The following is a 24,710-nucleotide window of genomic DNA, read 5'->3' as shown; positions in this document are numbered from 1 at the left end:
CCCGACCCGCCAATCGCGCGCTTTCACCCTGAAACGTCGGGAGGTCCAAAATGACACTGCCAACCTCATCGTCGCAGTCGCGGCATTTCGGCCTATCAAAATCGAAAATTACCATGTTTGAGCAATGTCCCAAGCGCCTGTGGCTTTCGGTGCATCGCCCAGAACTGGCAGAACAAGACGAAGGCGCGGATGCGCGCTTCGCCACCGGTCACGAAGTCGGCGCTATCGCATGCGCGCTTCTGCCGAACGGCGTTATGGTCGAAGCTGAACCCGATCTGGCGGCGGCACTCGTGACCACGCAGGCTCTGCTCGACGGCGGCCAGGATCGGCCAATATTCGAGGCGACGTTGCAGCATGATGGCGTCCTCGTGCGGATCGACGTGCTGGAACCTGACGGATCGGGTAGCTGGCACATGGCCGAGGTGAAGAGCTCGACCAAGGCCAAGGATTATCACGTCGGCGATATCGCCACACAGCTGTGGGTCGCTCGCAACGCCGGTGTATCGATAAGCAGCGCGGCAATCCGTCATATCGACAGCAGCTTCGTCCTAGAACGCGAGGGCGAACTTGATGGCCTGTTCGCCGATACAGACCTGATGGCCGTTGCTGAGCCGATTATCACCGGCAGGGGAGAAACCATCGCCGCCGCGCGTGCAACGCTGGCAGGCGGCGAGCCCGCGACGCCGCCGGGCGAGCATTGCGATACCCCGTTCCCTTGCGAGTTCGCAGGTTACTGCCACGCGGCGCTTCCAGCTGGTCCGGAATGGCCGGTGACGGTGCTGCCGCATGGGGGCGGTAAACGCTGGATAGAGCGTGGCATTTACGACCTGCTGGCCATCGATCCTGGCGCTCTGACCAACGCCATGCAGGCTCGTGTCCACCGTGCCACTGTGTCGGGGGAAGTCTATCACGATGTCGAAGGCGCCCGTGCGGCGATGGCTGATTGGGCGTTCCCGCGCACCTGGCTCGACTTTGAGACAATCGGCTTCGCCGTGCCGCGCTGGATCGGGACACGGCCGTATCAACAGCTGCCGTTCCAGTTCTCAGCCCATGTCGAGGAGGCGGACGGCACGATCGTCCATCGCGAGTTCCTGAACCTCAATGGCACCGATCCGCGCCGTCCGTGCGCCGAAGCACTGATCGAAATGGTGCCGCCGACGGGCGCCGTAATCGCGTACAACGCCAGCTTCGAGAAAGGTCGCATCATCGAACTAGCGGCTGCTTTCCCGAACCTGGCCGTCGCGCTCCACGGCATCGCGGCGCGGATCGTCGATCTGCTGCCGATCACCCGCGCCAACTGGTATCACCGCGATCAGCGCGGCAGCTGGTCGATCAAGGCCGTGCTGCCCACCATTGCGGCCGAAATGGATTATGCCAGCCTCGAGGTGAAGGACGGCGGCAGTGCGCAGGAAGCCTATGTCGAGGCGATCGCGGTCGGCACCACTTCCGTTCGACGTATTGCACTGGATGCGGCCCTTCGCGCCTATTGTGGACGCGATACTGAGGCAATGATCGTTCTCGCACGCCGGTTGCTGGACCGATAGACCACCTTCTGGGGAAAGGGGAATTCATGGAAAACGAATTGAACATGCTCACGCTCGAGCCGGCGCCATCGAAGCGAGTGCTGCGTGATCAGATCGAACGATTGTCGATTTCGGCGGATGCCAAGGCACTCCTCAACGATCTCCTTGATGTCGTCATTGAGGTCGGTGGCCGCGTGATCGCGGCGGGCCGTCAGATACTGGCGTTCATCTTCGGCCTCGTGCGGCGTTTTCCAAATACGACGTTCGGTGTGATCGTGGCAATGGTTGTGTCGTCCCTGATCACCTCGATCCCCCTCCTTGGGCTGATCCTCGGGCCATTGCTATCGCCGTTGCTGCTCGCCTTCGGGTTGGTCGCTGGCGCAATCGCCGATCTCAAGGATGCCCCGCTTCGTGCGCGTGTCGCGGATCTCGAGCGGCACTTCGCGTCGGCAACACGTAATGGTTGAAACGGGCGCGGACGACGTCTCTCTCAAGGCGGGCTTTTCGCATGTCGAGCGGGTGGTTGCGGATCCTGTCCGCTTCAAGCTGCGGCTCGGCATCGGCGAGGATGCATACACCTCGCTGCGGCTGAAAAAAAATCTGCTGAAGCTGTGGGATGTCGGAAGCTGGGGCGGCACCGGAGCCGCCGTCGCCTCCTCGCGCATCGTGGCGACGACGTTCTTCGCGCCCAAGGGCCTGACTGCCTTGCTGGGGTTCGGGACGGCGGTGACGCCCATCGGCTGGGTCATCGCAGCGGCATTGGGCTCTGCCGGCGCCTATTATGGCGTCACGCATCTTTTCGGACGCTTCGAAGGATCGCGCGTCGAAACGATTCCGAAGTTCATCAACACGCCGATCGACGTCCTCGGAGCGACGCTGCTGGATCTGATGGGGTCGCTCGCCATTCGGATCGCGAACATCGATGGCCAGATCGATGCCAGCGAGATCGAGGCGATCATCGATCACTTCGTGTCGGATTGGGGGCTTGAGCGCGCTTATGTGGAGCAGGCGTTGACCGTGCTTCGCGCCAATCTCGCCAAGGCGTCGATCAAAGATCTGGCGCGCCAGCTCGCCAAGTTCCAGCATGACAATCCGGATTGCAACGCACCCGCCATGGCGGCGAGCCTGGTCGAGTTCCTTCGCGAAATCGCCTTGGCCGACGGCGTTCTTGACGAGCGCGAGGATTTGGCGATCGACGCCGTGGCTGCCGCGATGGCGCAAGCGTTTCCCGGGGTGTTCGAGCAGATGCAAGGTGGAGCGGCGCGGACTTGGTCGTCCGCGACGAAAACGCTCGGCGGGCTGGCGCGAAAGGTTGGTATGATCGACGTGAAAAGCATCAACCCGCTCGCCAAGAGCGCGAAGGTGCAAGAGGAGAGCGAAGGGTGAGGGAAGCCGAGTTCAAGGCGTGGCTGGAAGCCGAGGGATATTCGAAGACGACGATCAGCACGTTGATGACGGACGTGCGCCGGATAGAAAAAGCCTATGGCTATCTCGACAATCTGCCGGACGGATTGACGCTGGCAACGCTGCGCATGGCGCTGCAATATTCGAAGGCCGATGAAAGAGCGAAACGGGAGAATCCGTCGCGGTTCGAGGTCGATGGCAATCTCTATGACAGCCTCGCCCATTTCCGCGCGACACTGAATTTCTATCAGCGTTTCGTTGATTCCGCAGCACTCCAACAGAATGGTGCCGCGCTTGGCCTTACTGCGCAGGACATCCTCGCCACCATCGAACGGTGTGACGCCGCCGGTTCGGTCGAGGCGTTCATCGCCAGTCACGAGGGGCTGGGCAACCCGGCGAAATTCTGGCTGCTCCATCGCGGAAAGCGCTACCCCAGCAAGGTGATCGTTCGTGATGCGTTGGGCCATATCGGGAGCGAAGCGCTTCCCGGTGGCGGCCAGTGCAAGACCGCGCTCGACGCTCTCGGGTTTGTCGTCATCGACTGGCCGGCGTTCAAAGTGCTCCGCGACACCTTCCTGTCGCGGATGGTGGGGTTCGTGGATTTCCGTCGGCAGGACGGCGACTATTGGGCGACCGAACGCCAATACAAGGACAAGGTGATCGAGAAGGTTCGGTCGATCGCGACGTCTTCCGCCGATGATCGCGTGGCCGGCGAGCAGATATACCGGGCGCTCAGCGTCGAGGGTCAGGGCGCCCCGCTCAGCTGGCGGACGTTGGACGAGGTTCAGAAAGCCGATGCCGGCCTGCGGGATCGGTTCTACGAAACGGTCGGCCGCATGGCGCGGAGCGAGGACGATCCGCTCGCCACAATCGCCGATGGTGCCAAGGCGCTTGAGCAGCTGAAGGCCGATGGCATTGCCGGGCTTCGCCGCGGCGAGGTTCTGGCGATCACGATCAGCGTCGTCGGCACTGTTCATCCCGAAGCCGCGAGCTGGTTCAAGATCAGCCGGATCGAGGCGATGGGCCAGCGGCTGTTCGGTCGCAAGCTGTTCGCCCATGCAGATTTCACGCCCACGGACCTCGACGAGTTCCTACAGATCATGCGCGCCCTGTTCGCACTGTTCGGCACTGAGATCGGCTGGAATCCGACCGATCTGTTTGACGTCCAAGGCTTCGTGTGGGTCGCACTCGAGGACAAATGGGAAGGCGAAGAAGAGGCTCCGCTGATGGAAGTGCAAGCGACCGACGTCCCGGCCGAAATCCTGCAGGAAGGCCCATACTGGTTCGTCGGCGCCTCCTTCGGTCGCACGAGCGACCAGTTCGATCGCTTCATCGCCGAGGGCATTTGGGAAATCGACAGCCCCAGCGACCGGCATCGCGAGCAGGTGCTGCGCATGCAGCCCGGCGAGCGTATCGCGATCAAGGCGACCTATGTCCGCAAGAACGGCCTGCCGTTCGACAATCGTGGTCGCCCCGCCTCGGTGATGTCGATCAAGGCCACAGGCACGATCACGTCGAACGATGGCGATGGCGAACGCATTTCGGTCGCTTGGGAGCCGACCTCGGCGCCGCGGGAATGGTATCACTACACCTACCAGCCGACGATCTGGGAAGTGTATCCGACCAACGAGATGGCCGAGCGCTTGATCCGCTTCGCTTTCCACGGCGAAGCCCAGGATTATGATTGGTTCCTTCAGAAGTGGGGGCGCCTCACCGCCGATGAGGATACGCCGGTGGATCCGGTCAAGCGCTCGCCGCTCAACCTGATCCTCTATGGCCCGCCGGGCACCGGCAAGACCTACCGCACGATCGCCGAGGCGGTGCGGCTGTGCCGGGGGCTCGCCGAGGACGATCCGCTGCTGAATGACGCCGAGCGGCGGCAGGAACTGCGCCAGGCTTACGAGGAATTGAAGGGTCAGGGGCAGATCGGCTTCGTCACCTTCCACCAGAACTATGCCTATGAGGATTTCGTTGAAGGCCTGCGCCCACAACCGCTCGCCGACGGAGTCGGCTTCACCTTGAAGGCGCAGTCCGGCATCCTGCGGCAAATGGCGGAGGCGGCCGAGCTCAGTGCGGAGGAGCATGTCATCGTCATCGACGAGATCAACCGCGCGAACATCTCGAAGGTGTTCGGCGAGCTCATCACGCTGATCGAGCCGGACAAGCGGCTCGGCATGGACGAAGGCATGCGGCTTACCCTGCCGTACAGCAATGCGCGGTTCGGTGTGCCGGCCAACCTGCACATCATCGGCACCATGAACACCGCCGACCGTTCGATCGCGCTGCTCGACACTGCGCTACGGCGGCGGTTCGAGTTCCGCGAGTTGATGCCGAATGCGTCGTTGCTGGGGACGATCGATAGCATCGACGTTGCCGCGCTGCTCGCGACCATCAACGAGCGGATCGAATATCTCTTCGATCGCGAACATCAGATCGGCCACGCTTATTTCATCCGCTGCGCGACGCGGGCCGACGTGGACGAGGTCATGCGGCACAAAGTGATCCCGCTACTCGCCGAATATTTCTACGAGGATTGGGCGAAGGTCGCCGCCGTGCTGGGGGACGGCGATGACGGCGAAGGGGACCGCGAGGGCGGCTTCATCGACCGTCGCCGATTGAAAGCGCCCAAGGGCCTGGGCGACGATGAGGATGCCGCACCACGCTATCGCTGGAGCGTGCGCGACGCCTTCTCCTACGCTGGCTTCGCGTCGGCGTGATCCGCCGTACGATCCTTGAATGGGAGAGCATCCGCTACGGTGATGCGGCGGACGAAATCCCGCCTCACGCCGCCGACCGGATCGCGGCGGTCGCGGCGGCATCGCCCCTGGCCGGTCGTGGCGGCGGCGGTATCCTCGAACATGGTCGCAACGCTCTTCGCGCCCGTGGTGTCGTCGGCGTCATCGCCGCCGGAGGCGCGGCGCTCGAAATCCTGCCCAAGATTGACATTCCCGGCGAGGATAGAGATCGCGCTACGGGCAGCATTCGTCGCCGCCTAGTCCACATGCTTGCCGTCGCGCTCGACTTGAAGATCGATGCGGGGCAGGTCACCGCGCTCGACTGGCAGCGCGAGACGCTGCTGGAAATCCTGATCCGCCTCTTCTCGGAGAAGCTGGTCGATGCCGTGCGACAGGGGATGCCGCGCCGTTATGTTGAGCATGCCGACGATCTTCCGGCGTTGCGCGGGCGGCTGGACGTCACGCGCCAGTTCACGACGCTGGCGGTGGAGCCGTCGCGCCTGGCGTGCCGCTATGATGCGCTGACACCGGATATCGCGCTCAACCGCATCATGAAGGCCGCGGTCATGCGGCTCTCCCGCATAGCGCGCACCACCGACAATCAGCGCCGCCTGCGCGAACTAGCCTTCGCCTATGCCGATATCGCCGAAGTGCCGGTGTCGGCGCTACGTTGGGACGATGTCGTGCTCGATCGCACCAATGGGCGCTGGCGCGAATTGCTAAACTTGGCGCGCCTGCTGCTAGGCGAACGCTTCCAGACCACGTCCGCCGGAGGCGGCGACGGCTTCTCCCTGCTGTTCGAGATGAACACGCTGTTCGAGGAATATGTCGCCCGCATGCTCAAGCGGGCGCTGGCCGATACCGATGTTCGCGTCGTCAGCCAGGGCGGTCGGCTCTATTGCCTCGAAACCGAAGACCAGCGGCAGGTCTTTCAGACCCGGCCGGATATCCTCATCAAGCGCGGCGATGTCGTGTTGCAGGTGATCGATACCAAGTGGAAACGGATCGTGGCGCGAATCGACGACTCTAAGCGGGGCGTGTCACAAGCCGATGTCTATCAGATGATGGCGTATGGACGCCTCTATCAATGTGGCAAGCTAACCTTGATCTATCCGCACCACCGCGAAGCCGAATGCGATGAGGGTCTGATCGGCAAGTATGCCGTCAATTCCAGCCAGGATCAGCTTGAACTCTTCTCGGTCGATGTCGCTCGCGCTGGTGATATCCGGGGAAGATTAGCTCGTGCCTGCCTGTCGGATCCCGAACTGCGGGGCGCTTGATCGTGGACCTTATTAACCCGACTTTGTTGCGTCTGGCGCGCCGTCCATGTGCTGCAGCAACCATCCAGCCTCAACCGATGAGTAAAGCATATCTCAAGGTGCCTTTCGCCCGTTGTGGTGATGGCATAGCGCGACACGTATCGGCGGTTGTCGGCGTTGAGCATGGGCCGTTTCGGTGCCTTGACTGCGAAGAAGCGCTAACGCTCCGGAAACCGCGAAACAAACGGCAACATTTCGCGCATCGACCTGATTCTCAATGCACAGGGGAAACCACCCTTCATCGCTACGCGAAAGAAATTCTCGCTGCGAGTAAGACGCTAACCTTACCGAGCCTGATCTTGCGAGAGGAAGGGATCGAGGAATTGGTCTTCTCAGCCGGCACCTATAGCTTCGACGAAGTGTTCCCCGAATATAGCCTTGATACGTTTCAGCCTGATGCGCTTGTTCGTATCAACGAGCATGAGCTAGCAGTCGAGTTTCTCGTCCATCATGAGGTCGGTGCAGAAAAGCGCGGGAAGGTGAGGGATCGCGATATCTCGATGGTCGAGATCGACCTGTCAGGACTAAAAACCGGGCAAATGGACGGTTCCGAACTGGATGCAGCGATCTTGCACCGCGCTCCGCGAAGCTGGATCCATCACCGAAAGGAAGCGGCGGCAAAACGGAGACTCGATACGGCCGTTGCCGCGAAGAAAACCGAGCGCGGCGCGAGACTCAAGGGCCATATCTTGCGCGCACGACGTGGCAAACCGCCCGAGGATTGGACAGACGAAGCGATGGCGGCGATTCGCCGGGCTGGCCTTGAGGCGCTGATCGCCATCGAAGCCGATGGCGGACACTGGTTTACCGTGTCCGACCGGATCTGGCAGGCGCAGGCATTGTTTTTTCATGTGATTAGGCCAAGCGAGACTTACTCGCCAGGCGGGAAAAGTCTCGAGATAAAAGGCGATTAGCCAAATTATCACGATCTGTCTTCGCGGTTGCCGGAATGGATGATCCGCACCGATCTTGCAAATTATCCGCTCAAGCGCCTGAACGAGGCCGGATTCAGTCAGGAGAACTATAGCAGCCCCCACAACGCGGTGTGGAGTTATTTTGCGACGCTTTCAACTATGGGCCTAGCGGTATTCTGGAACCGCCAAGAGCAGCAGTTTTTCGTCGATCTCGGTCTTCAACGCCTGCTTCACCGACGTTGTGAATTGCGCGGAACGGTGACGCGGCTTCTGCGTGCCGCCAAAGTTGAAGACGACGAGGCCGACTATCGGTCATGGGCTGAAAGCTACCGCATCCGCGGAATGAATGCCACGCAACTCGCCGAGGTTGGCGGCGATGATTATCGGGAATTAATGTCGCGGCTTGCCGGGCTGCAAATGATGGTATCGGGTTATATGCCAACGGTGGTCGATGATCTATGTGATTTGCCGTTGGAGACTATCCGCCAACGCAACGTTGATCTGATTGCCGCAGAAGATGCCAAGAAAGCTGCCGCGTTGGAGCAGGCGAAGCTCGAGCGAATGAGTTGGGTACGCACGCGGGCGCGAGAAGTTCTACAAGAGGAGGCGACTGGCTGGCTGGCGCAAAGCATCACAGGTTGCGAAACCAGCAATCTCGACTTTGCTGGCCAAAGTGATGAGAATTTGCAGCGCGTGCAGTATCCGTTGAATCGGGAGGGCGAGGCGCGCCGCCGCAGAATTGCGGCGGAACGCGAATTGGCTGAATTCCATGATCGGCTGGAATCCGCCGCAAAAGCTGTGTTCCCCAACCAAGAATTCTCCGACTTATTTCTGAAAGCCGCTCATCCTCGACTTGGCGGTTCTCGGCCGCTGGAATACTGCCGGAGCGAGAAAGATTTCTCGTTGATCGTGAGTTTGATGCCAAAGAAGCGATAGTTTGAGTCCAATCGGCGTTTACTTCGTGGGTCGGTGACGTCCGATATGTAGTACACAGGGATCGTAGGTGGGGTAATGCAAGAGGTTATCGAGATGTCGGACGAAATTCTCTCTTACTGGGACAGTTTGAGAGATCCGTTCATATTCCCCAATTCGTGCGAAGGGGACATGGGATCTCCTGAAAGTCCATCGGTCTGGCTCCTAGGTATAGAACCCGGCAATCCCCAATCTGATCAGGCTTATAAAACAAATGGTATAACCTTCCCGGGGGAAGAGCGATATTCAGTCGAATTTCAACTTGGCCGGAAATGGGTTTATAACAGGAATGCCTTCAAGTTCCTGGCAGTTTTAAATCACGAACCCGTTGAAAATTGGGAGGGTTTTGCAAGGCGTGAGCACATTTTTGAAAGTGATTGTTCAGGTTACCTGAAAGGAAACGTATACCCAGAGCAGTTTCGTGACGTTGAAACATGGGATTCCTATGTAGCCGCCCGCACAGGTTGTATCAGCAAAGCTGAATATTATTCCCGCGTTAGGGAGGCTTCCTTTGGCGCTGTGCGGCAATGGGTGCAAAAATGCCGGCCGAGGCTGATCATCGGTGCTGGCATTGGTTTTGCTTCGGACTTTTTGGCGATAGTTGGGGGAACGGAATTGGGGGAGCGACACTGGTGGAACGGTGGCAGCGGCACCAGGAAAGGGCTGTATTTCACGACCAGCGGCATCGTGCCTCTCGCGATAATTCCGCATTTGAGTGGGAAGGGGGCATCTGTGTTGAAGTACGACGATACCGGCATCGCCTATGCCGCCAATTACATTCGGGAAGCGATGAACTGGTGAGGGATGGTATTGCAAGGTCGGCGTGTCGCAAACTGATGTGCATCAGATGATAGCCTATGGCAGCCTCTACCGGTGCGGCAAGCTAACTGTGCTCTATCCGAAACACTGCGAAGTTGGATGCGCGGAGCGGATGAACGCTTCTCCCACATTATTTCGCCGGGTTTGACTATATGTGCGTAGGCCAACGTTGGCGCCCACCGGGAATTCTTCCGAGACTATTTTCCTATGCAAGACAGAACCATGAGCCGAACAGCTAATCATTTGAGTGTAATTCACGACCGAATTTGTCGTATTTTCCCGGTACAGCACGCCTCATGACTACACGCCCCATTCGAATCATCCATAGTTCCGACTGGCATATCGGTCACGAACTCCACGGCCATGACCGCGCGGAGGAGCATGACGCCTTCTTCACTTGGCTGATCGGTGAACTTGACCGGCGCGAAGCTGACGCTTTGGTTGTCACCGGTGACGTATTTGACGTTGCCAATCCATCGGTGCCAGCGATGGAGCGCTTCTATCGCTTTTTGCGCGAAGCAACGTCGGCCTGCGCGGGCCTCCAGATCGTTGTGATCGGGGGCAATCATGATTCAGCAGCGCGGATTAACCTGCCAGGTGCCTTGCTCGGGCGTGGCCGTGTGCACCTCGTCGGCTGTCTTCCGCGGATTGAGCGCGTACTCGATTTTGACCGATTACTGGTGCCGCTGTTTGGGAATGACGGCACCACCGCAGCGTGGGTAGCGGCGGTGCCCTATTGCCGTCCGGGCGATTTGGGGCAGGGCGACCTTACCTCCCTATACGGCGAGGTGCTGGCGGCCGCTGGAGTACGCTGCGCTGGTCTGCCGCTGGTGTTGACCGGTCATCTTCACGTCGCGGGAGGTGACGTCTCCTCTGATTCCGAGCGGCGGATCGTGATCGGCGGCGAGGAGGCGCAAGCCGCGAACCTTTTCGATGCCCGTGCCGCCTATGTCGCGCTCGGTCATCTCCACCGCCCGCAAAACGTCAAGGGTTCGACAATGATCCGCTATGCCGGCTCGCCTTTCCCGATGTCGGCGAGTGAGCGCGGCTACAAGCATTCGCTCGCAGTGGTCGATCTTGCGCCCGAAGGCGCGCACGTCGAGGAAGTGCCGATCCCGAGATTCGCGCCTTTTCTGACGCTGCCCGAGAGCGGCGCAGAGTCGATCGACGAGGTCGAGGCGCTGCTCGCTGGTTTCGACTTCGGTGTGCCTATTACTCACGGCGCGCAGCCGTTCGTCGAGGTGTCGGTGCTGCTGAACCGTCCTGAGCATGGAATTGCCGCCCGCGTGGCTGCTGCCCTCGCCGACAAGCCGGTGCGCCTCACCCGCGTTCAGCCCGTCTACCCCGATGGCGGAGGTGCGGGAGGAGGTATTGAGGCGCGGACAGAGGCTCTCGCTGAGCTCGATCACGGGCAGGTGTTCACCGAACTCCACCGCCTGCGGCATGGCGGGGAACCCGAACCCGATCTCGCCAAGGCGTTCGAACAGCTGCTGATTGAAGTTCAGTCTGAGGACGTAGCATGAGAATATTGGCGATACGCGGTCGTAATCTCGCCAGCCTCGAAGGCGATTTCGCAGTCGATTTTACCGCTGAGCCGCTGGAGTCGGCAGGCATCTTTGCGATCACCGGCCCGACGGGCGCCGGCAAGTCCACTCTGCTTGATGCGATGTGCCTAGCGCTGTTTAACCGGCTTCCACGGCTGGCATATGCTACCGGCGGTCAAGTCGGTGCTGAAGGAGGCGAAGCAATCTCCGCGAGCGATCAGCGAGCCGTATTGCGACACCGTGCCGGCGAGGGCTATGCCGAAGTTGATTTCATCGGGCGCGATCAGGTCCGCTACCGAGCACGCTGGACGGTGCGGAGGGCTCGCGGGAAAGCAGATGGCGCGCTCCAGAACATCGGTCAGGAGTTCAGCAATCTCGATGCGGGTGACCGGATCGGTGGCACCCGTACCGAGACACTGGAGGCAATCCGCGATCGTGTCGGGCTCACGGCAGAACAGTTCACGCGCGCAGTGATGCTCGCGCAGGGTGAGTTCGATGCTTTCGTCCGCGCCGATGCCAATGATCGCGCCGCCTTGCTTGAGAAGCTCACTGGCACCGGCATTTATGCCCAGCTCGGAGTCGCGGCGAAGCGTAAGGCCGACGGGCTCCGCGTCGGGCTTGCCCAGATCGAGCAGCGCATCGCCGATCAGCGCGGGCTTGATGATGTTGCGCGCGCCGATGCCGAGAGGAAACTCACCGAGGCGCGAGCGGCGCTTGCGTCAGCGGGAGAAGCGCGCGCCCGCTTCGAGCGCGAGCGCCAGTGGCACGCTACCGCGGCAGGACTCGCTGAACGTGTCGCGGCGGCGCAAGCAGCGCTCGAGACGGCACGGGCCACGCAGGCCGAAGCCGACCCGCGGCGTGAAGCGCTGCTGCGTCGGCGGATGGCAACAGCTTTCGTCGCCGAATGGAAGGCGGCTGAGGACGCCAAGGCTAAGGCCGCCCGCGGCGCCGAGCACGTGACGAAACTTGAAGCGGAACTGCATCACGCGCAAGCTGAAGCGGAACGACTTGCCGCCGCTGAGCAGGAGGCAAGCGATGCTCTTCGCCGCGCAGAGGCCGCACTCGATTTCACACGTCCTGTGCTTGAGCAAGCACGCGCACTCGATGGCGAGATCGATAGCCTCGTGGCGGAGCTGGCGCCGCTTCAGGTGGCGAGGGACGCGCTAACCGCGGACCTCGACCGGGCCGAGAGTGATTGGGAGGCAGCCGAACAGCAGCGTCGCGATGGTGAGGCGGAGCTTGCCGCACTCGGAGAATGGATCGCGGCGAACGAGGTGCGCCGCGTGCTTGCGCTTCGAGACGAGGCGCTGATATCCGACTTGGCCGAGCATGCGGCACTGACCGAACAAGCTCTGCGTGCGTCGATGGGCGCGAAGGTCGTCGCTACAGAGGTCGTCGACTGCAGCAAGGCTCGCGCCGAAGCCGAGCGCACCTCTGCCGCAGCGGCCGGGGCCCATGCCGCAGCCCAGGCACAGCTCGAGCAGGCTCAAACGACCATGCCGCCCCCACAGGCGCTTGAGGCGGCGACGCGCCGTCGAGATGCGTTAGCGGCAGTCGAGCCTAAGCTGGACGCAGTTGAGAATCACGGCGCGCGCGTGACACAGCTTGAAAGCGAAGCAGCTCAGATCGCCTTGGATCGCGAACGGGAAACGGAGGCACTGGGGCGCGACCGTTCGGAAGCGGGTAAGATAGACGCCGATCTGCCGCAGTTCCGCGCCCGTCTTGATGAAGCGCAGCGCAGCAGCGCGCTCTCCGAAGCGGCCGCCGATGAGGCTGCCGCGCGGTTGCGCGCGACGCTGCTGCCTGGTGAGCCGTGCCCGGTCTGCGGGTCGCACGAACATGAGGTTGATGCCGTTACCGCCTTGATCGAAGGGCGCGTCGCTGACGATCTCGCGCGGGTTGAGGCGCTTGACGAGGAAGTGCGGAAGCGAGAGCAACGCATGGCGGTTCTCGCCGATCGGGAAGCCGCGACCGGGCAGCGGATCGCTGTGCTTGAGGCGCAGGCGCAGCGAATCGGCATGGCGCTGACTGGGACACAGACCGAGCGAACGACGGCTCAAGCTGCGCTGGAAGCTGCCGCGGCGGCAGCGGATCTTGGCCTTTGCGTTGATTTGGCTGAAATCCGCGCGACGCTGGCGCAGCGCCTGACGGAAGCCGATGCGCATCGGACGACGCTCGAGGGTGCTCGGCAGGCCTTCGAGGATGCCCGTGCCGAAGCCGAGCGGCATCGCACCGCTCGCGATCACGAAGACGCAGTGCGCCTCGCCGCACTTGAGGCCGAGCGCGATGCCATGTCCCGCGAGGCGGATCTCGCCCGCCGCCTCGCCGAACTGTCGGAGCGCCGCGACCGGCTCGGAGCTGCGCTCGATGCTGAGCTTTCCCTGCATTTCGATTGGGCGGGCGCGCGCGATCCGCAGGAGAACCTCGCAAAGTTGGTGCGGGAGTGGCGGACGCATGAGGCGGAGCACAAGGTGGCCGCTGCGGCAATGCCGGAGCTCATTCAAGCTGTTCACGCCGCCGATCTCGCGCGAACCCAGATCCGTGCGGCGCGCGACCAGGCGGAAGGGAGCGTCGCCAAGTTCGGTGAGCGGCACCAGTACCTCACTGATCAAAGGGCGTCCCTGCTCGGCGGTGAGGCAACCGCTGTGGTTTCTAGACGGCTGGACGAAGCACTCCGGATCGCAGCGACCACGAGCGAAGCGGCGCGCACGACCGCGAGCAGCGCACACGCGGCGTACGCCGCAGCGGAGGCCTCGCTCCAGTCTCGGCGCGAAACACAGAGCGCCGACGAGATAGAGGCGGGCCGCCGATTGTCCGAACTTTCGGCGAGACTCGACGGGATGGGCCTCACTTCGGAAGCCGTCGCGGCTGAGGCGCACTCCGAGAAGGGCTCGCTTGCCGCCGAGCAGAAGGCTCTTGAACTTCTCGACGAAGCCGTCACCCGTGCCGAAGCCGAGCAAGCTGCCCGAGCGCAGGATCGCGCTTCGCATATTGCGACCGATGTGCCAGATCTGCTCCCGGATGCGCTTGCCGTTGCGTTGGCGAACGCCGAAGCCGAGCAGGCGCAGGCTCGTGAGATTGATGGTGAAGCGGCGCTGGTGATCCGCCAAGACGACGCCGCTCGCGCCGCCACTGCCGCCTTGCGGGCCGAGCATGCGGATCGACAAGCCGAAGCGCAGGTCTGGCTTCGGCTCGACGCGCTAATCGGCGACGCCACTGGCAATAAGTTTCGTCGGTTCGCACAAGGACTCACACTCGATCGCCTGCTCAGCCATGCGAATGCCCGCCTGGCAGAATTGAAACCCCGCTATGAACTCCAGCGGGGCACTGGTGGCGATATGCTCGTCCAAGTGATAGACCATGACTTGGCCGGTGAAGTTCGCGGCCTTCACAACCTATCAGGTGGAGAGCGCTTCCTGGTCAGCCTTGCACTCGCCCTTGGCCTTTCCGAGATGTCCACTGGTCAAGGCCTCCAGATTGAGAGCCTGTTCATTGACGAAGGGTTCGGCGCGCTCGACAGCGCGAGTTTGGGGGCTGCGATCGCGATGCTGGAGAAGTTGCACGCCACTGGAAGGCGGGTTGGCGTCATCAGCCATATAGAGGAAGTGAAGGAGCGCATCCCGGTGAAGATTGCCGTGACTCCCATTGCGCGCGGCCGTAGCGTTGTCGAAGTATTGGCGGAGTAGCATGCTTCCTTCGCCGCGATCCACCCTGATAAGGGCAATCTTAACGCCTGCTATCCATGACGAACTCACAGCAAAGGGAGCACAGTTAATGGAAGGATCAAACGGGATCATCGGCGCAGAAGCGGCAGCGCTGCTTCCTTATTATGTCTACGAACTGCGCGATCCTCGGAATGGAGCGGCATTCTACGTCGGCAAGGGTAAAGGCCAGCGGGTCTGGCAACACACAGAGGCTGAGGAGAGCGCTAAAGGAAGGACGATCGACGCAATCAAAAGCGCTGGTCACCAAGACGCCATCCGTGTTGTCATCGGTCGCTTCGAAACTGAAGAAGAAGCCTTTGCTGTCGAGTCGACTCTCATCAAGTGGGTGTACGGTTTTAGTAAGCTCGCAAACAGGGTTCACGGCCATCGGCATGCCTTCATCCGTGCAGGTGAGGAGAAGTATGCTCCTGCCTTTTCTTTACTACCTAGCGTGGACGTTCCGCGCGTACTGCATCTTCACGATGGCTCATACACCAAAAATCAAAAAGAACAGATTGCGCGGCACGGTATCGTAGAGAAACTTGAGGCGATCCGTATGGAGTTACTGGAGCGGCCCGAGTTAGGAGGGCTGAACATTGGAGAGCCCGATATCAGCCGCCCCCAGGATCCGATACTCACGATATCTGGCTTTTCTAGCTGTATGGATATGACGCTGAAGTTACAGCTTACCGGGAAGACGGTTGTTATCGGCATTAATCCTAAGGGACGTCAACATGTGGCCGCCTTCGATAGGGCGATCCGGGAGATAGCAGTGCCTTTTGACAAGAAGAACGGCGCAGCAAACGGGTACGCCCGCATCCATGATTATAAGACCCGAATGGGTGGATTTCCGAAAGGGATTCCGATCGACCGTACGGACATCATGGCAGATCATATCGGAAAGGCATTGGCGCGCCTTGCCGATCGTGGGTTGACTAACGAGGCGAAGGCGGCGGCTTAAATTCTCTCGATCTTGTCTAGGTCTGCCCATCCCACAGCCGGTCTGGTTCCAAACGCAGATAGGTTGCGGGATGGGAGCACGAGCAACTTCGAAAACGCGAAGCTAAGCTCGACAAACGGAAATTTCCCAATGATTTGAGTGCCCATCTTTGTCGTCTGTGGGGCACCATAGCTTTGGCCTTATGGGTCGAGTTTTCCCTACCAGAAGCGCTTTGAGATGGGTCCGTCGTGGGTTCCCTGTCGGAGGCAATTTGGGCTTATGATTCGACGGGACTGATGGAGAATGCTCCTCAATCGCCGTGCCCACCACTTTCTCATGGCGATAACTCCATCGATGGCTATCTTAGCCTTTGGGCGGATTTAGTTTGGGGAAGATAGATGCAATTGCAGGCTGCGAAGAAGGCGGCGGTGGGCCTTGCGACGTGGGTGGCGATCAGCATAACCTTCATCCTATCTGCATATTCATTGTGGCTTGATAGAAGTACCACGGCAGCCGTTGCCGGGGCATTTATGTTGGCGATGATCATCTTTAAGCATCTGCCTATTATCGAAAGCCTGAAGGTGTTCACCTTGGAGGCCAAATTTGTTCAGAGAATAGATCAGGCGGACCAGTTGTTGAACCAAGTCCGAGCAAGCGCTCGCGTATCGTCAAAGCTTCTTTATCGCCAAATAGCGCTTGCAGGGCGACTTGCCCATATGGGTTGGTCTGAAAAGCGGGATATGGTTTCTTCTTTCGACAAACATCTTGCCTCGCTGGATATATCAGAGTCCGTCATTACCGATCTGAAGAAGCCGTTCTTTCACATTATCTCATTGGATTTGTTTAGGATTTACGAGCACTCTGTTTCGGAGCGGCTGCGTGAGCATCGAGAGCAGGCACGAGCAGCTGTGCAGAAGCACGTCAGTAATAAACCCATTGAGGCCGGAGATAAAATCTACGCTGAACTTTTGGCCGCAGAGCATGCTCTTGAAATGCCATTTACGACGACGCGCGACGTCATGAATGACGGCCGGTTGGACGATATGGCGGCGATCACCGCTAAACTAATTAATGAAACGCCTCTTCCCGATGAGGATAAGAACAAGCTGGAAATTATCAGGAGTGAAGTTGTACTTCATGCAAATTCATGCCGTGAGGAAGGAAACGTTACCGCAGAGGCGGAAGCGTACTTAGATAAATATTCTCCAAGAGTTGACTCTCGCGTTAAAGAAATAATTTTCTGAATATTTGATAGTTTCGTAACTGTGGTAGATGAGTGAAATTTTCGGCATTTTCTCCCTAAAATCTGGCGGTGTTGGTTCAAACCTTGATCAGAGATTAAGCCACTTGTGCAAGCGGTCGATCATCTCTTGCTGCTCTCGCGCAAAGCGAAGGCCTGGGCTGTTCTCGATTTCACGAGCGAGGCGCATCGCAGGGTTGTTTTCTGCTGCGCGAATAGCCTTCATAACCGGACTATCCACCAGTTCATGAATGGCTTTCATCGTCGGACTATTTTGATAATCTGCGAGCGCTTTTAATGTCGGGCTAAGTTCCGCTGCCCGTGCCAGCCTTTCAGTGAGAGGGTTTGGGTGCATTCCGGATATCACAGACCGAACGGCACCCAACCCTTGGCGGTGTGCTGTGTGGCGCGCTTGATCTTGCCGGTGCCGCTCCTCCACACGCGCGGTAGCCTCGTTCAACATGGCAACCTTGCGGGCTTTCCATTTTGCCTGCCAACGCCTGATGTCGGCCTCGCTTGCGTCGCGATGAAGCTGGCGCATCGCGGTTGTTGCCTTCATGTCAGGCGAAGCGTGAAGCAGATCAGCGATTTTGGCCAGTATTTGGCTATCGTCCTTCTCACTTCCTTGCGGGCGACCACGCGTCTTTCTCTGTTCAGTCATTGGCGACCTCCTTGGTTCTGAAAGCAGATTGTCGCCTTCCGAGGATGATTCCAAGCGAGAAGAAAATACTGGCAGAGAAAATTTGCGAGAAAAAATCGCGGCGCAAACACGAATGGCGAGAATAAATAACGCGCGAGTGAGGGTAACTTATCTGAACAGGCGGATTCAATCGCCTATTGCGAAGCTGCTTGTCTTATGACTTTGCCGTCCGTTTGGGTCATGATGCGATGCCCGTTCCGGGGTGGCCACCCCGGAACGGGCGGAAGGGGACGGATCGCGAAACTGCCGATCGTTGAGGGATCGGGTTAGAGTGGGATCGCCCCTTTCTTTTCCATCAGGCCCGAACGGATACCGGGGCTGCAAGGCCCGGATGACAAGCATGGGACAGCGGAAAAGATGAGCGACAATCTACCACAGACGATCGGCATCGACATCTCCAAAGCGAGCCTCGATTGCCATGCCTATCCCGCCGGCGCAGAGCGCCAATTCGCCAACACGGCCAAAGGCCACAAAACCCTGATCGCCTGGCTGCGACAATGGCAGGTCGAACGGATCGCGTACGAGGCCACTGGAACATACCACCGCGCGCTTGAGGTGGCGCTGGCCGATTGGCCGTGCGTGAAGCTCAATCCCGAACGCGCGCGGCGCTTTGCCCAGGCCACCGGTACGCTGGCGAAGACTGATCGCATTGACGCCATGCTGCTTGCCCGCATGGCCGCTACCCTGCGCCCTCCGGTGCGACCGGCAAGAAGCGCCCAGCAGGCTCAGTTGGCTGAGCTCATCAATGCCCGTGATGGCTTGGTGCGCGATCGCACCGCGCTCAAGAACCGGAAGAAGAATCTCACTATCACATTGCTCAAGCGCCAGTGCGAGCAGCGGCTCAAACAAATTGACCTACATATCGAGGCGCTCGACGCCCAGATCGCCAGCATCATCGCCGCCGATGCCGCATTAACCCGCCGCCATCAAATCTTGACCAGTATCGCGGGCCTGGGAACGCTGACTGCCAACCAACTCATCGTCACCATGCCCGAACTGGGCACCCTTGACGGCAAAGAAGCCGCGTCGCTCGCTGGGCTTGCTCCTGTCGCGCGCCAATCCGGTCAATGGAAAGGGAAAAGCTTCATTCGTGGCGGCCGCTCCAATGTGCGGCAGGCCCTCTTCATGCCAGCGCTGATCGCCGCCCGCTTCAATCCCGACCTCAAATCCAAATATCAGCAGATGGTCGCCGCTGGCAAACCAGCCAAGGTCGCCATCACTGCTGTCATGCGAAAGCTCGTCGTCACGGCCAATGCCCTGCTCAAAGCAGATCGCCTCTGGCAGCAATCACGCGCTTGATCATCACGGATACTCTAATCCCGCCAGAAAAGCTCTGCCTTCCGTGAAAGCTGGAGGGTGGGGCGTAGGAACCCCGGCTACTAGAACTCGGTCGCCAGATTTGGAGGCCGAGTAGCATGCGCGCATGTCCAGTCGGTTCGCCGATAAAGGCGCATGCGCCTGCTCCTAGTGGCTATGTTTCGCGATCTGACATTGTTTGACGGCCTCTTTTGAAATGCGCATATATGTGCGCATAAATATGAGGAGGCTCTAATGGGCAGGCGCGAGTATGATTTGGCGACGCAGGCTCGCAAGCCGACCAATGTGTCGCTCGATATAGCGCTTGTGGCTGAAGCAAAGCGGCTGGGCATCAATATTTCCCGCGCCTGTGAGGTTGGATTGGCTGAGCAGATTGCGATGGAGCGGGGTCGCCTCTGGAAGGAGGAGAATGCCGCCGCGTTAGAAAGCTCGAACAGCTATGTCGAACAGCATGGTCTGCCCTTGAGTCAGCATCGTCGGTTCTAATGGCTAAGTTTGATGTGTATCGATTGAAGCAGGGCGGTTCGTATGTGCTCGATTGTCAGGCAGACCTTCTGAGCGATCTCAACACCCGTTTTGTGGTCCCACTGTTGCCGATCAGCGAGGCTCCGAAACCCGCTATGCGATTGAACCCGATTTTGGCTGTGGAAAGCGAAAGGCTGGTAATGGTGACGCAGTTTGCAGCGAGCGTCCCGACCCGTGAACTGGGGGATGCCGTCCAATCCCTCGCTTCTGAACAAGACGTTATTAGTGCTGCGCTGGACATGCTGACTACCGGATTTTGAAAGGGCAATCGGGTCGATTATTGGGGTGGTCCGCAGGTATAGCGCAGGTCGCATTCGGACTTCGCGTCCTATCAAAATGCTTTCAATAGGAAGCGGCCCAAACGGGATTTCCGCTGCGTTTGGGTAGGGCGTGGGAGAAGGTGAAGTTGCCGCCCGCTTTGATCGCAAAATTGGCAGAAAAGCTGGCCTCTCGCCCGATCACTGAGTCGCCTTCGTAATGATGCCCCAAGGCTGTCATTCTGAAGAAGGCTGTGATCGTTGCTCAGCAGCCATTCCACAATCGTAAGTTTCGACCAGAGAAACGAACGAGTGAATGGCAATAGCTTCCAGCGTCGACATGATCGGCTCGAATGGTTTCTCGTAGCCGCCAAAAGGCGTCAGTCCTTCCATCGACGCAGAGATGAATAGAGCGATTGCCTTGCGGTCCTCAAAAGACAGATCTGGCCGCATCTCGCCTATTATTTCGGCCAGCGGCGCGCGGGCGCGTTCGTACAATTCCTGCACACGGCCCAGCACGAAACTATCGTGATTGGACAGCGCCCAAAGTTCTGGAAAAAGGTGCGTCGTTTTCTTGCTGCGAATATCCTCCAGGATTAACCGGCAGATGCGCTGCAGCCGTTCGGCGGGCGGCCCCGGCAAATGGATGATTTGGTCAAACTCCACCTCATAGCCACGGATCACCGCTTCCAGCAGTTCGCGGACCAGATCATCGCGGCTGCGATAATGATAGGTCAGGTTGCCGAACTTGATGCCGCAGTCGGTCGCGACTCGGCGCATGCTCATCGCGCGATAGCCCTCCTCAATCAGGATATTGAGGGCGGTATGGAGGATAAGCTCGCGCGTCTCGTGCCCCTTAGAATAGCCGCCATCCCGTTCCGCCATGATCAGGGCCGCGGTCCGGCCTTCCGCTTCATCCATCTGAATATCCGTTATTTTCCGTTCAATCAGGTGAACTATAGAGGTTCGTATAAATATGTCGAACGACAAATTTAGGTCACTTGACAGAATTGTTGCTGCTTATTCATAATCATCCTCAAGCGGACGAGATCCGCAGCGGGAGATTACGAACATGCGGTCCATTGGTCTGAGCTTGCTGCTTGGCGCGGCAATGCCCTTGTCAGCATCTGCCGACACCACAAAATTTCCTGCGCCCTTGCCCGAAGAAACACTGCCCAGTGTCACGCAACTGCCTGTTAATTGGCCGAAAAGTTGGGTCTTGATCCATGATCTCAACTTCGCCTCTATCCTCGATGGCAAGCTGGCGCTGGTCGATACTCGCTCGGCGGACCGGCCACTTAAGGGGCTGGTACGCGCGGCCCAGTTCGCCAATGAACTGGTAGCGCCGGATCGCGGCGAGATTTACACCGCAGAAACATTCTACAGCCGTCTCACGCGCGGGGAACGAACCGACGCCATAACCATATGGGATATGAAAACGCTTCAACCCAAGGGTGAGATCGTCCTGCCCGGTGGCAAGCGCCAGTTGTCCGTTACCTATCCCAACGTTTTCCAGTTCACCAATGGCGGCAAATGGGCGCTGGTCGCCAATTTCACCCCGGCCCAGTCGATCACCGTCGTCGATCTGGAAGGGCGCAAGGTGCTGGGGGAGATTGATCTGCCCGGCTGTACTCAAATCTATCCCAGCGGCCAGCGCGGCTTCAGCAGCCTGTGCGCCGATGGATCGATCTTCAGCGTGACGCTGGACGAAAAGGGGCAGGCGGCCTCCTCCAGCAGCGTCGCCAGGGTGCAGGATATTGACCGGCAGCCGCTGTTCGGCACACCCGCCATGGTCGGCCGCACCGCCTGGTTCGTCAGCTATTATGGCATGGTCCAGGGCATCGACCTGTCCGGACCCGTTGCCAGGCCGCTTCCGGGCACCTTCAGCGTCGGCAAGGCGGACGGCGGCGCCCCGCAATGGCGGCCGGGCGGCTGGCAGGTCATCGCTTCGGACGCCAAGGGGCTGCTCTATGTACTGATGAGCCCCAACGGCAAGGAAGGCAGCCACAAGGATGGCGGCACCGAAGTCTGGGTCATCGATCCGGTCAGGAAGATGCGCCTCTCCCGTATCGCGCTCAAGGGGCAGGGGCTGGCCATTGCCGTAACGCGTGAGGATGCGCCGCAACTGATCGTGGCGCGGGCGGACGGCGTGATCGATGTGCATGACGCTGCCACCGGTGCTTTCGTGCGGACCCTGGGCGCAACGGTCGCGGCCAACCCCATCGTCATCACGGTGCCATGATGGCTGCGCTTTCCCTTTTCCTCGCCATGCTGCTGGGCGTGTCGGCGCTGCACAAGGCGATTGATCGCAAGCGCCTCGGGACGGCGGCGGCGCGGCTTGTGGGGGCCACAGCACCGGCTGGACCGCTGCTGCTGATCGCGGGGGGCGTTGCGGAAACGACCGCTTCCCTGTGTCTGCTGATTGGGCCATTGCGGTCGGTCGGCGCCATCATCGCACTGCTGCTCTGGGCGCTCTATGCCCTGCTGCTGCTGCGCCGCCGGGGCCAGTCGCTTGATTGCGGTTGCGACCTCGTGGCCCGGGAGCAGCTGGTCGGCTGGGTCCAGATCGCCCGCCCGGCGTTGCTCGCTGGTCTCGCAGCATTTGTGATCCTGTTGCCCCAGGCCCCCTTCACGCTCGATGCGCCCTTCGCCTCCGCCGGCTTCCTGGCGCTCTGGTTCGGTGCGGCCGAGCTCCTTGCCATTCCCCAGCCTGTTTGGAGGAAGAACTGATGCTAACATCCCAGATATTGCTTTGGGCCGCGGTGATTGCCCAAGCGCTGCTGATTGCGGCACTCGCCCGACAGGTTGGCATCCTGCACGAACGGATCGCTCCCGCAGGCGCGCTCACCCTGCATCAGGGCGTGAAGATCGGCGAGACGGCGACGCCGATGGACCTCATCACCATCGACGACGCAAAATTGCGCGTCGGCGGCAAACGCGATGGGCGCAGCCAGTTGCTCTTTTTCGCCTCACCCGACTGCCCGGTCTGCAAGTCGCTGCTGCCGGTGCTGCGCTCCGCCGCGCGCGCCGAGGCGGACTGGATCGATGTGGTGATCGCGGGGGATGGCGCTAAACCCGCCTATCGCGCCATGGCGTCCGACCATGGGCTGGTCGGCCTGCCGATCATTCTTTCCGAAGCTCTGGGCCGCGCCTTCGGCGTCGCGAAGCTGCCTTATGCCGTGCTGCTGGATGAAAATGGCAAGGTCGCCTCGCTCGGCCTCATCAACAGCCGTGAGCATCTGGAAAGCCTGTTCGAGGCAAAGGAACGCGGCGTCGCGTCGATCCAGGACTTCCTCGCCCGCCGGAAGGAGGCCTGAACATGGACGGTTTCGACAAGCTCACCGAACGAATGGCCCGGTCCGTTGCGCGCGGCACGTCCCGCCGCTCCTTGCTGGCCTGGCTTGGAGCGGGGATGACCGGCACGGCCATGTTGCCCGCCTTGCCGGTGGCGCGCGCCGCCACCCACCCCGATGCCGCCCGGCCTGAAATGACTTCCGGCACGCCGCAGGATCCCGGCAATCCGGCGAGTTGCGATTATTGGCGCTATTGCGCGATCGACGGCTTCCTTTGTTCCTGTTGCGGCGGCACGGTCAACACCTGCCCGCCGGGTACGGAAATGTCGCCTATCACCTGGATCGGCACCTGCACCAACCCTGCGGACGGCCGCGCCTATATCATCAGCTATAATGATTGTTGCGGCGTCTCCTCCTGTGGCCAGTGCCTGTGCAATCGCAATGAAGGCGACCGGCCGCAGGTCCGGCCCCAGTCGAACAACGACTATAATTGGTGTCTGGGAACCGAAAGCAGCATCTACAATTGCTCGGTTGCAGCGATCGTAGGCACAGCCCTGGAGCAGCCGAAATGAAGATCGCCCTGGGACTGGCCTTGCTAATGACAGCAGGGATAGCGCAGGCGGCGCAGGATGGCGCGACCATCTATAATCGCTGCGCTGCCTGCCACACCCGGACCGGCGCTGGCGTACCGGGCGCCTATCCGCCGTTGGGGCGCGATTTCCGTACCCTGGCCGCCAAGCCGGGTGGCCGCCGCTATCTGGCGCTGGCCGTAATCAAGGGACTGAACGGCCCGATCAGCGTCGAGGGCAAGGCCTATCGCGGCATGATGCCGGCGCAGGGCGGGCTGGACGATGCTGGAGTGGCGGCAGTGCTCAACCATGTCGGCGGGTCGATCGCCAGCATCGGTCCCGTTTTCAAGCCCTTCACCGATCAGGAAGTGGCCGGATATCGGGTCGGCGGCAAGGCGCTGAACGCCGCCGATGTCGCGAAGCTCCATGAAGGGGCGGGCGGCAAGTGAAGCTCGTCCTGCTCGCTTTGGCAGGCCTTGTCGCATTATCCGCGACCTTGGCGGCTGGAGCGAGCGAGCGAGCGATGCCGGGCGTCGTCAATCCGCGTCAGGCCCATCAAGACTATATTTTGAAATGCCAGGGTTGCCATAGACCGGACGGAGGCGGCGACGATCGGTCCAATCCGCCGATGCGCGGCATAGTCGCCCGTTTTCTGATGGTGCCGGGCGGGCGGGCGTTCCTCGGCCAGGTGCCGGGCGTCGCCACGGTCGATCTGGACGACCGGCGATTGGCGGACCTCGTCAACTGGACACTTTACACTTTCGACGCAGAGCATCTGCCAATCGATTTCAGGCCTTATTCCGCCACGGAAATCGCTGCCTTGCGCCGCAACCCCCTGCGACTGGATCGCGTCGCTATAAGAGAGCGACTGGTGGCAGGGTTCGAACATGCAGGAATGGAACAGGGAAAACCATGATTGGAGTATAATCGATGGG

At 60.3% G+C, this 24,710-nt stretch carries 23 protein-coding genes; 21 read left to right on the top strand and 2 right to left on the bottom strand.

Annotated elements, in window-relative coordinates; translation table 11 throughout:
• Positions 1-50 precede the first annotated feature (50 nt).
• The 12 genes from ACZ5ZH_RS08525 (at position 51) to ACZ5ZH_RS08470 (ending at position 17,118) form a co-directional block, all read left to right on the top strand.
• Positions 51-1,544: a DUF2779 domain-containing protein gene (locus tag ACZ5ZH_RS08525; protein WP_464771216.1), complete on the top strand. Its 1,494-nt coding sequence runs from the start codon at positions 51-53 to the stop codon at positions 1,542-1,544.
• A gap of 26 nt (positions 1,545-1,570) precedes the next feature.
• Complete coding sequence (locus ACZ5ZH_RS08520; RefSeq protein WP_464771215.1) at positions 1,571-1,990, top strand: hypothetical protein; 420 nt, start codon at positions 1,571-1,573, stop codon at positions 1,988-1,990.
• The gene (locus ACZ5ZH_RS08515) at positions 1,983-2,909 is read left to right on the top strand and encodes a TerB family tellurite resistance protein (RefSeq protein WP_464771214.1); all 927 of its coding nucleotides are present in this window, start codon (positions 1,983-1,985) and stop codon (positions 2,907-2,909) included. Before ACZ5ZH_RS08520 ends, ACZ5ZH_RS08515 begins: the two co-directional genes overlap by 8 nt.
• The gene (locus tag ACZ5ZH_RS08510) at positions 2,906-5,644 is read left to right on the top strand and encodes an McrB family protein (protein ID WP_464771213.1); all 2,739 of its coding nucleotides are present in this window, start codon (positions 2,906-2,908) and stop codon (positions 5,642-5,644) included. Before ACZ5ZH_RS08515 ends, ACZ5ZH_RS08510 begins: the two co-directional genes overlap by 4 nt.
• Entirely contained in the window at positions 5,641-6,942 is a 1,302-nt protein-coding gene (locus tag ACZ5ZH_RS08505) for an McrC family protein (RefSeq protein WP_464771212.1), read from the top strand. Before ACZ5ZH_RS08510 ends, ACZ5ZH_RS08505 begins: the two co-directional genes overlap by 4 nt.
• A 2-nt stretch (positions 6,943-6,944) precedes the next feature.
• Entirely contained in the window at positions 6,945-7,895 is a 951-nt protein-coding gene (locus ACZ5ZH_RS08500) for a competence protein CoiA family protein (protein WP_464771211.1), read from the top strand.
• 39 nt (positions 7,896-7,934) lie between these two features.
• Positions 7,935-8,831 (top strand): hypothetical protein, encoded by an 897-nt coding sequence (locus ACZ5ZH_RS08495; RefSeq protein ID WP_464771210.1) that lies wholly within the window; start codon positions 7,935-7,937, stop codon positions 8,829-8,831.
• 75 nt (positions 8,832-8,906) lie between these two features.
• Positions 8,907-9,668, top strand: a complete 762-nt coding sequence (locus ACZ5ZH_RS08490; RefSeq protein ID WP_464771209.1) for a hypothetical protein — start codon at positions 8,907-8,909, stop codon at positions 9,666-9,668.
• Positions 9,669-9,982: 314 nt separating this feature from the next.
• Positions 9,983-11,209: a metallophosphoesterase family protein gene (locus ACZ5ZH_RS08485; RefSeq protein ID WP_464771208.1), complete on the top strand. Its 1,227-nt coding sequence runs from the start codon at positions 9,983-9,985 to the stop codon at positions 11,207-11,209.
• Complete coding sequence (locus ACZ5ZH_RS08480; RefSeq protein WP_464771207.1) at positions 11,206-14,916, top strand: AAA family ATPase; 3,711 nt, start codon at positions 11,206-11,208, stop codon at positions 14,914-14,916. The genes ACZ5ZH_RS08485 and ACZ5ZH_RS08480 overlap by 4 nt, the downstream gene beginning before the upstream one ends.
• A 1-nt stretch (position 14,917) precedes the next feature.
• Positions 14,918-15,895, top strand: coding sequence for an LEM-3-like GIY-YIG domain-containing protein (locus ACZ5ZH_RS08475; protein ID WP_464771206.1), 978 nt, complete (start codon positions 14,918-14,920; stop codon positions 15,893-15,895).
• Between the two features lie 377 nt (positions 15,896-16,272).
• A complete protein-coding gene (locus tag ACZ5ZH_RS08470) occupies positions 16,273-17,118 on the top strand; it encodes a hypothetical protein (RefSeq protein WP_464771205.1) in 846 nt (281 codons plus the stop codon).
• Between the two features lie 87 nt (positions 17,119-17,205).
• Here ACZ5ZH_RS08470 and ACZ5ZH_RS08465 read toward each other — a convergent pair whose 3' ends face one another.
• Positions 17,206-17,775, bottom strand: a complete 570-nt coding sequence (locus ACZ5ZH_RS08465; protein WP_464771204.1) for a hypothetical protein — start codon at positions 17,773-17,775, stop codon at positions 17,206-17,208.
• A 396-nt stretch (positions 17,776-18,171) separates the two neighbouring features.
• Between ACZ5ZH_RS08465 and ACZ5ZH_RS08460 the strand changes: the two genes are divergently transcribed.
• The 3 genes from ACZ5ZH_RS08460 (at position 18,172) to ACZ5ZH_RS08450 (ending at position 19,916) form a co-directional block, all read left to right on the top strand.
• A complete protein-coding gene (locus ACZ5ZH_RS08460; protein WP_464771013.1) occupies positions 18,172-19,113 on the top strand; it encodes an IS110 family RNA-guided transposase in 942 nt (313 codons plus the stop codon).
• A gap of 252 nt (positions 19,114-19,365) precedes the next feature.
• Complete coding sequence (locus tag ACZ5ZH_RS08455) at positions 19,366-19,617, top strand: type II toxin-antitoxin system CcdA family antitoxin (RefSeq protein ID WP_196224392.1); 252 nt, start codon at positions 19,366-19,368, stop codon at positions 19,615-19,617.
• A complete protein-coding gene (locus ACZ5ZH_RS08450; RefSeq protein WP_464771203.1) occupies positions 19,617-19,916 on the top strand; it encodes a CcdB family protein in 300 nt (99 codons plus the stop codon). Before ACZ5ZH_RS08455 ends, ACZ5ZH_RS08450 begins: the two co-directional genes overlap by 1 nt.
• 234 nt (positions 19,917-20,150) lie before the next feature.
• On the opposite strand, the gene ACZ5ZH_RS08445 is transcribed toward ACZ5ZH_RS08450, so the two are convergent.
• Positions 20,151-20,834, bottom strand: a complete 684-nt coding sequence (locus ACZ5ZH_RS08445; protein ID WP_464771202.1) for a TetR/AcrR family transcriptional regulator — start codon at positions 20,832-20,834, stop codon at positions 20,151-20,153.
• Positions 20,835-21,132: 298 nt separating this feature from the next.
• On the opposite strand from ACZ5ZH_RS08445, the gene ACZ5ZH_RS08440 reads away from it, so the two are divergent.
• From ACZ5ZH_RS08440 to ACZ5ZH_RS08415, 6 genes are read left to right on the top strand one after another with little or no spacing between them, the layout of a single operon-like run.
• Entirely contained in the window at positions 21,133-22,155 is a 1,023-nt protein-coding gene (locus tag ACZ5ZH_RS08440; protein WP_464771201.1) for an amine dehydrogenase large subunit, read from the top strand.
• A complete protein-coding gene (locus tag ACZ5ZH_RS08435) occupies positions 22,152-22,643 on the top strand; it encodes a MauE/DoxX family redox-associated membrane protein (protein ID WP_464775167.1) in 492 nt (163 codons plus the stop codon). The genes ACZ5ZH_RS08440 and ACZ5ZH_RS08435 overlap by 4 nt, the downstream gene beginning before the upstream one ends.
• On the top strand, positions 22,643-23,230 hold the full coding sequence (locus tag ACZ5ZH_RS08430) for a thioredoxin fold domain-containing protein (protein WP_464771199.1): 588 nt from the start codon (positions 22,643-22,645) through the stop codon (positions 23,228-23,230). Before ACZ5ZH_RS08435 ends, ACZ5ZH_RS08430 begins: the two co-directional genes overlap by 1 nt.
• Before the next feature lie 2 nt (positions 23,231-23,232).
• Positions 23,233-23,778: a methylamine dehydrogenase light chain gene (locus ACZ5ZH_RS08425; RefSeq protein WP_449473943.1), complete on the top strand. Its 546-nt coding sequence runs from the start codon at positions 23,233-23,235 to the stop codon at positions 23,776-23,778.
• Complete coding sequence (locus ACZ5ZH_RS08420; protein WP_449473942.1) at positions 23,775-24,224, top strand: c-type cytochrome; 450 nt, start codon at positions 23,775-23,777, stop codon at positions 24,222-24,224. The genes ACZ5ZH_RS08425 and ACZ5ZH_RS08420 overlap by 4 nt, the downstream gene beginning before the upstream one ends.
• On the top strand, positions 24,221-24,691 hold the full coding sequence (locus tag ACZ5ZH_RS08415; protein WP_464771198.1) for a cytochrome C: 471 nt from the start codon (positions 24,221-24,223) through the stop codon (positions 24,689-24,691). Before ACZ5ZH_RS08420 ends, ACZ5ZH_RS08415 begins: the two co-directional genes overlap by 4 nt.
• Positions 24,692-24,710 lie beyond the last annotated feature (19 nt).

The organism is Sphingobium sp. TomMM7A (genome assembly GCF_055397305.1).
The sequence above is the reverse complement of the archived record's forward strand: the minus strand, read 5'-3'. Positions and strand labels throughout refer to the sequence as shown.

Excerpts from the sequence above, each read along its gene's own strand:
- ACZ5ZH_RS08525 (WP_464771216.1), top strand. The coding sequence starts at position 51 with ATGACACTGCCAACCTCATCGTCGCAGTCGCGGCATTTCGGCCTATCA.
- ACZ5ZH_RS08520 (WP_464771215.1), top strand. The coding sequence starts at position 1,571 with ATGGAAAACGAATTGAACATGCTCACGCTCGAGCCGGCGCCATCGAAG.
- ACZ5ZH_RS08515 (WP_464771214.1), top strand. The coding sequence starts at position 1,983 with ATGGTTGAAACGGGCGCGGACGACGTCTCTCTCAAGGCGGGCTTTTCG.
- ACZ5ZH_RS08495 (WP_464771210.1), top strand. The coding sequence starts at position 7,935 with ATGATCCGCACCGATCTTGCAAATTATCCGCTCAAGCGCCTGAACGAG.
- ACZ5ZH_RS08490 (WP_464771209.1), top strand. The coding sequence starts at position 8,907 with ATGCAAGAGGTTATCGAGATGTCGGACGAAATTCTCTCTTACTGGGAC.
- ACZ5ZH_RS08485 (WP_464771208.1), top strand. The coding sequence starts at position 9,983 with ATGACTACACGCCCCATTCGAATCATCCATAGTTCCGACTGGCATATC.
- ACZ5ZH_RS08480 (WP_464771207.1), top strand. The coding sequence starts at position 11,206 with ATGAGAATATTGGCGATACGCGGTCGTAATCTCGCCAGCCTCGAAGGC.
- ACZ5ZH_RS08475 (WP_464771206.1), top strand. The coding sequence starts at position 14,918 with ATGCTTCCTTCGCCGCGATCCACCCTGATAAGGGCAATCTTAACGCCT.
- ACZ5ZH_RS08470 (WP_464771205.1), top strand. The coding sequence starts at position 16,273 with ATGCAATTGCAGGCTGCGAAGAAGGCGGCGGTGGGCCTTGCGACGTGG.
- ACZ5ZH_RS08465 (WP_464771204.1), bottom strand. The coding sequence starts at position 17,775 with ATGACTGAACAGAGAAAGACGCGTGGTCGCCCGCAAGGAAGTGAGAAG.
- ACZ5ZH_RS08460 (WP_464771013.1), top strand. The coding sequence starts at position 18,172 with ATGAGCGACAATCTACCACAGACGATCGGCATCGACATCTCCAAAGCG.
- ACZ5ZH_RS08455 (WP_196224392.1), top strand. The coding sequence starts at position 19,366 with ATGGGCAGGCGCGAGTATGATTTGGCGACGCAGGCTCGCAAGCCGACC.
- ACZ5ZH_RS08450 (WP_464771203.1), top strand. The coding sequence starts at position 19,617 with ATGGCTAAGTTTGATGTGTATCGATTGAAGCAGGGCGGTTCGTATGTG.
- ACZ5ZH_RS08445 (WP_464771202.1), bottom strand. The coding sequence starts at position 20,834 with ATGGATGAAGCGGAAGGCCGGACCGCGGCCCTGATCATGGCGGAACGG.
- ACZ5ZH_RS08435 (WP_464775167.1), top strand. The coding sequence starts at position 22,152 with ATGATGGCTGCGCTTTCCCTTTTCCTCGCCATGCTGCTGGGCGTGTCG.
- ACZ5ZH_RS08430 (WP_464771199.1), top strand. The coding sequence starts at position 22,643 with ATGCTAACATCCCAGATATTGCTTTGGGCCGCGGTGATTGCCCAAGCG.
- ACZ5ZH_RS08425 (WP_449473943.1), top strand. The coding sequence starts at position 23,233 with ATGGACGGTTTCGACAAGCTCACCGAACGAATGGCCCGGTCCGTTGCG.
- ACZ5ZH_RS08420 (WP_449473942.1), top strand. The coding sequence starts at position 23,775 with ATGAAGATCGCCCTGGGACTGGCCTTGCTAATGACAGCAGGGATAGCG.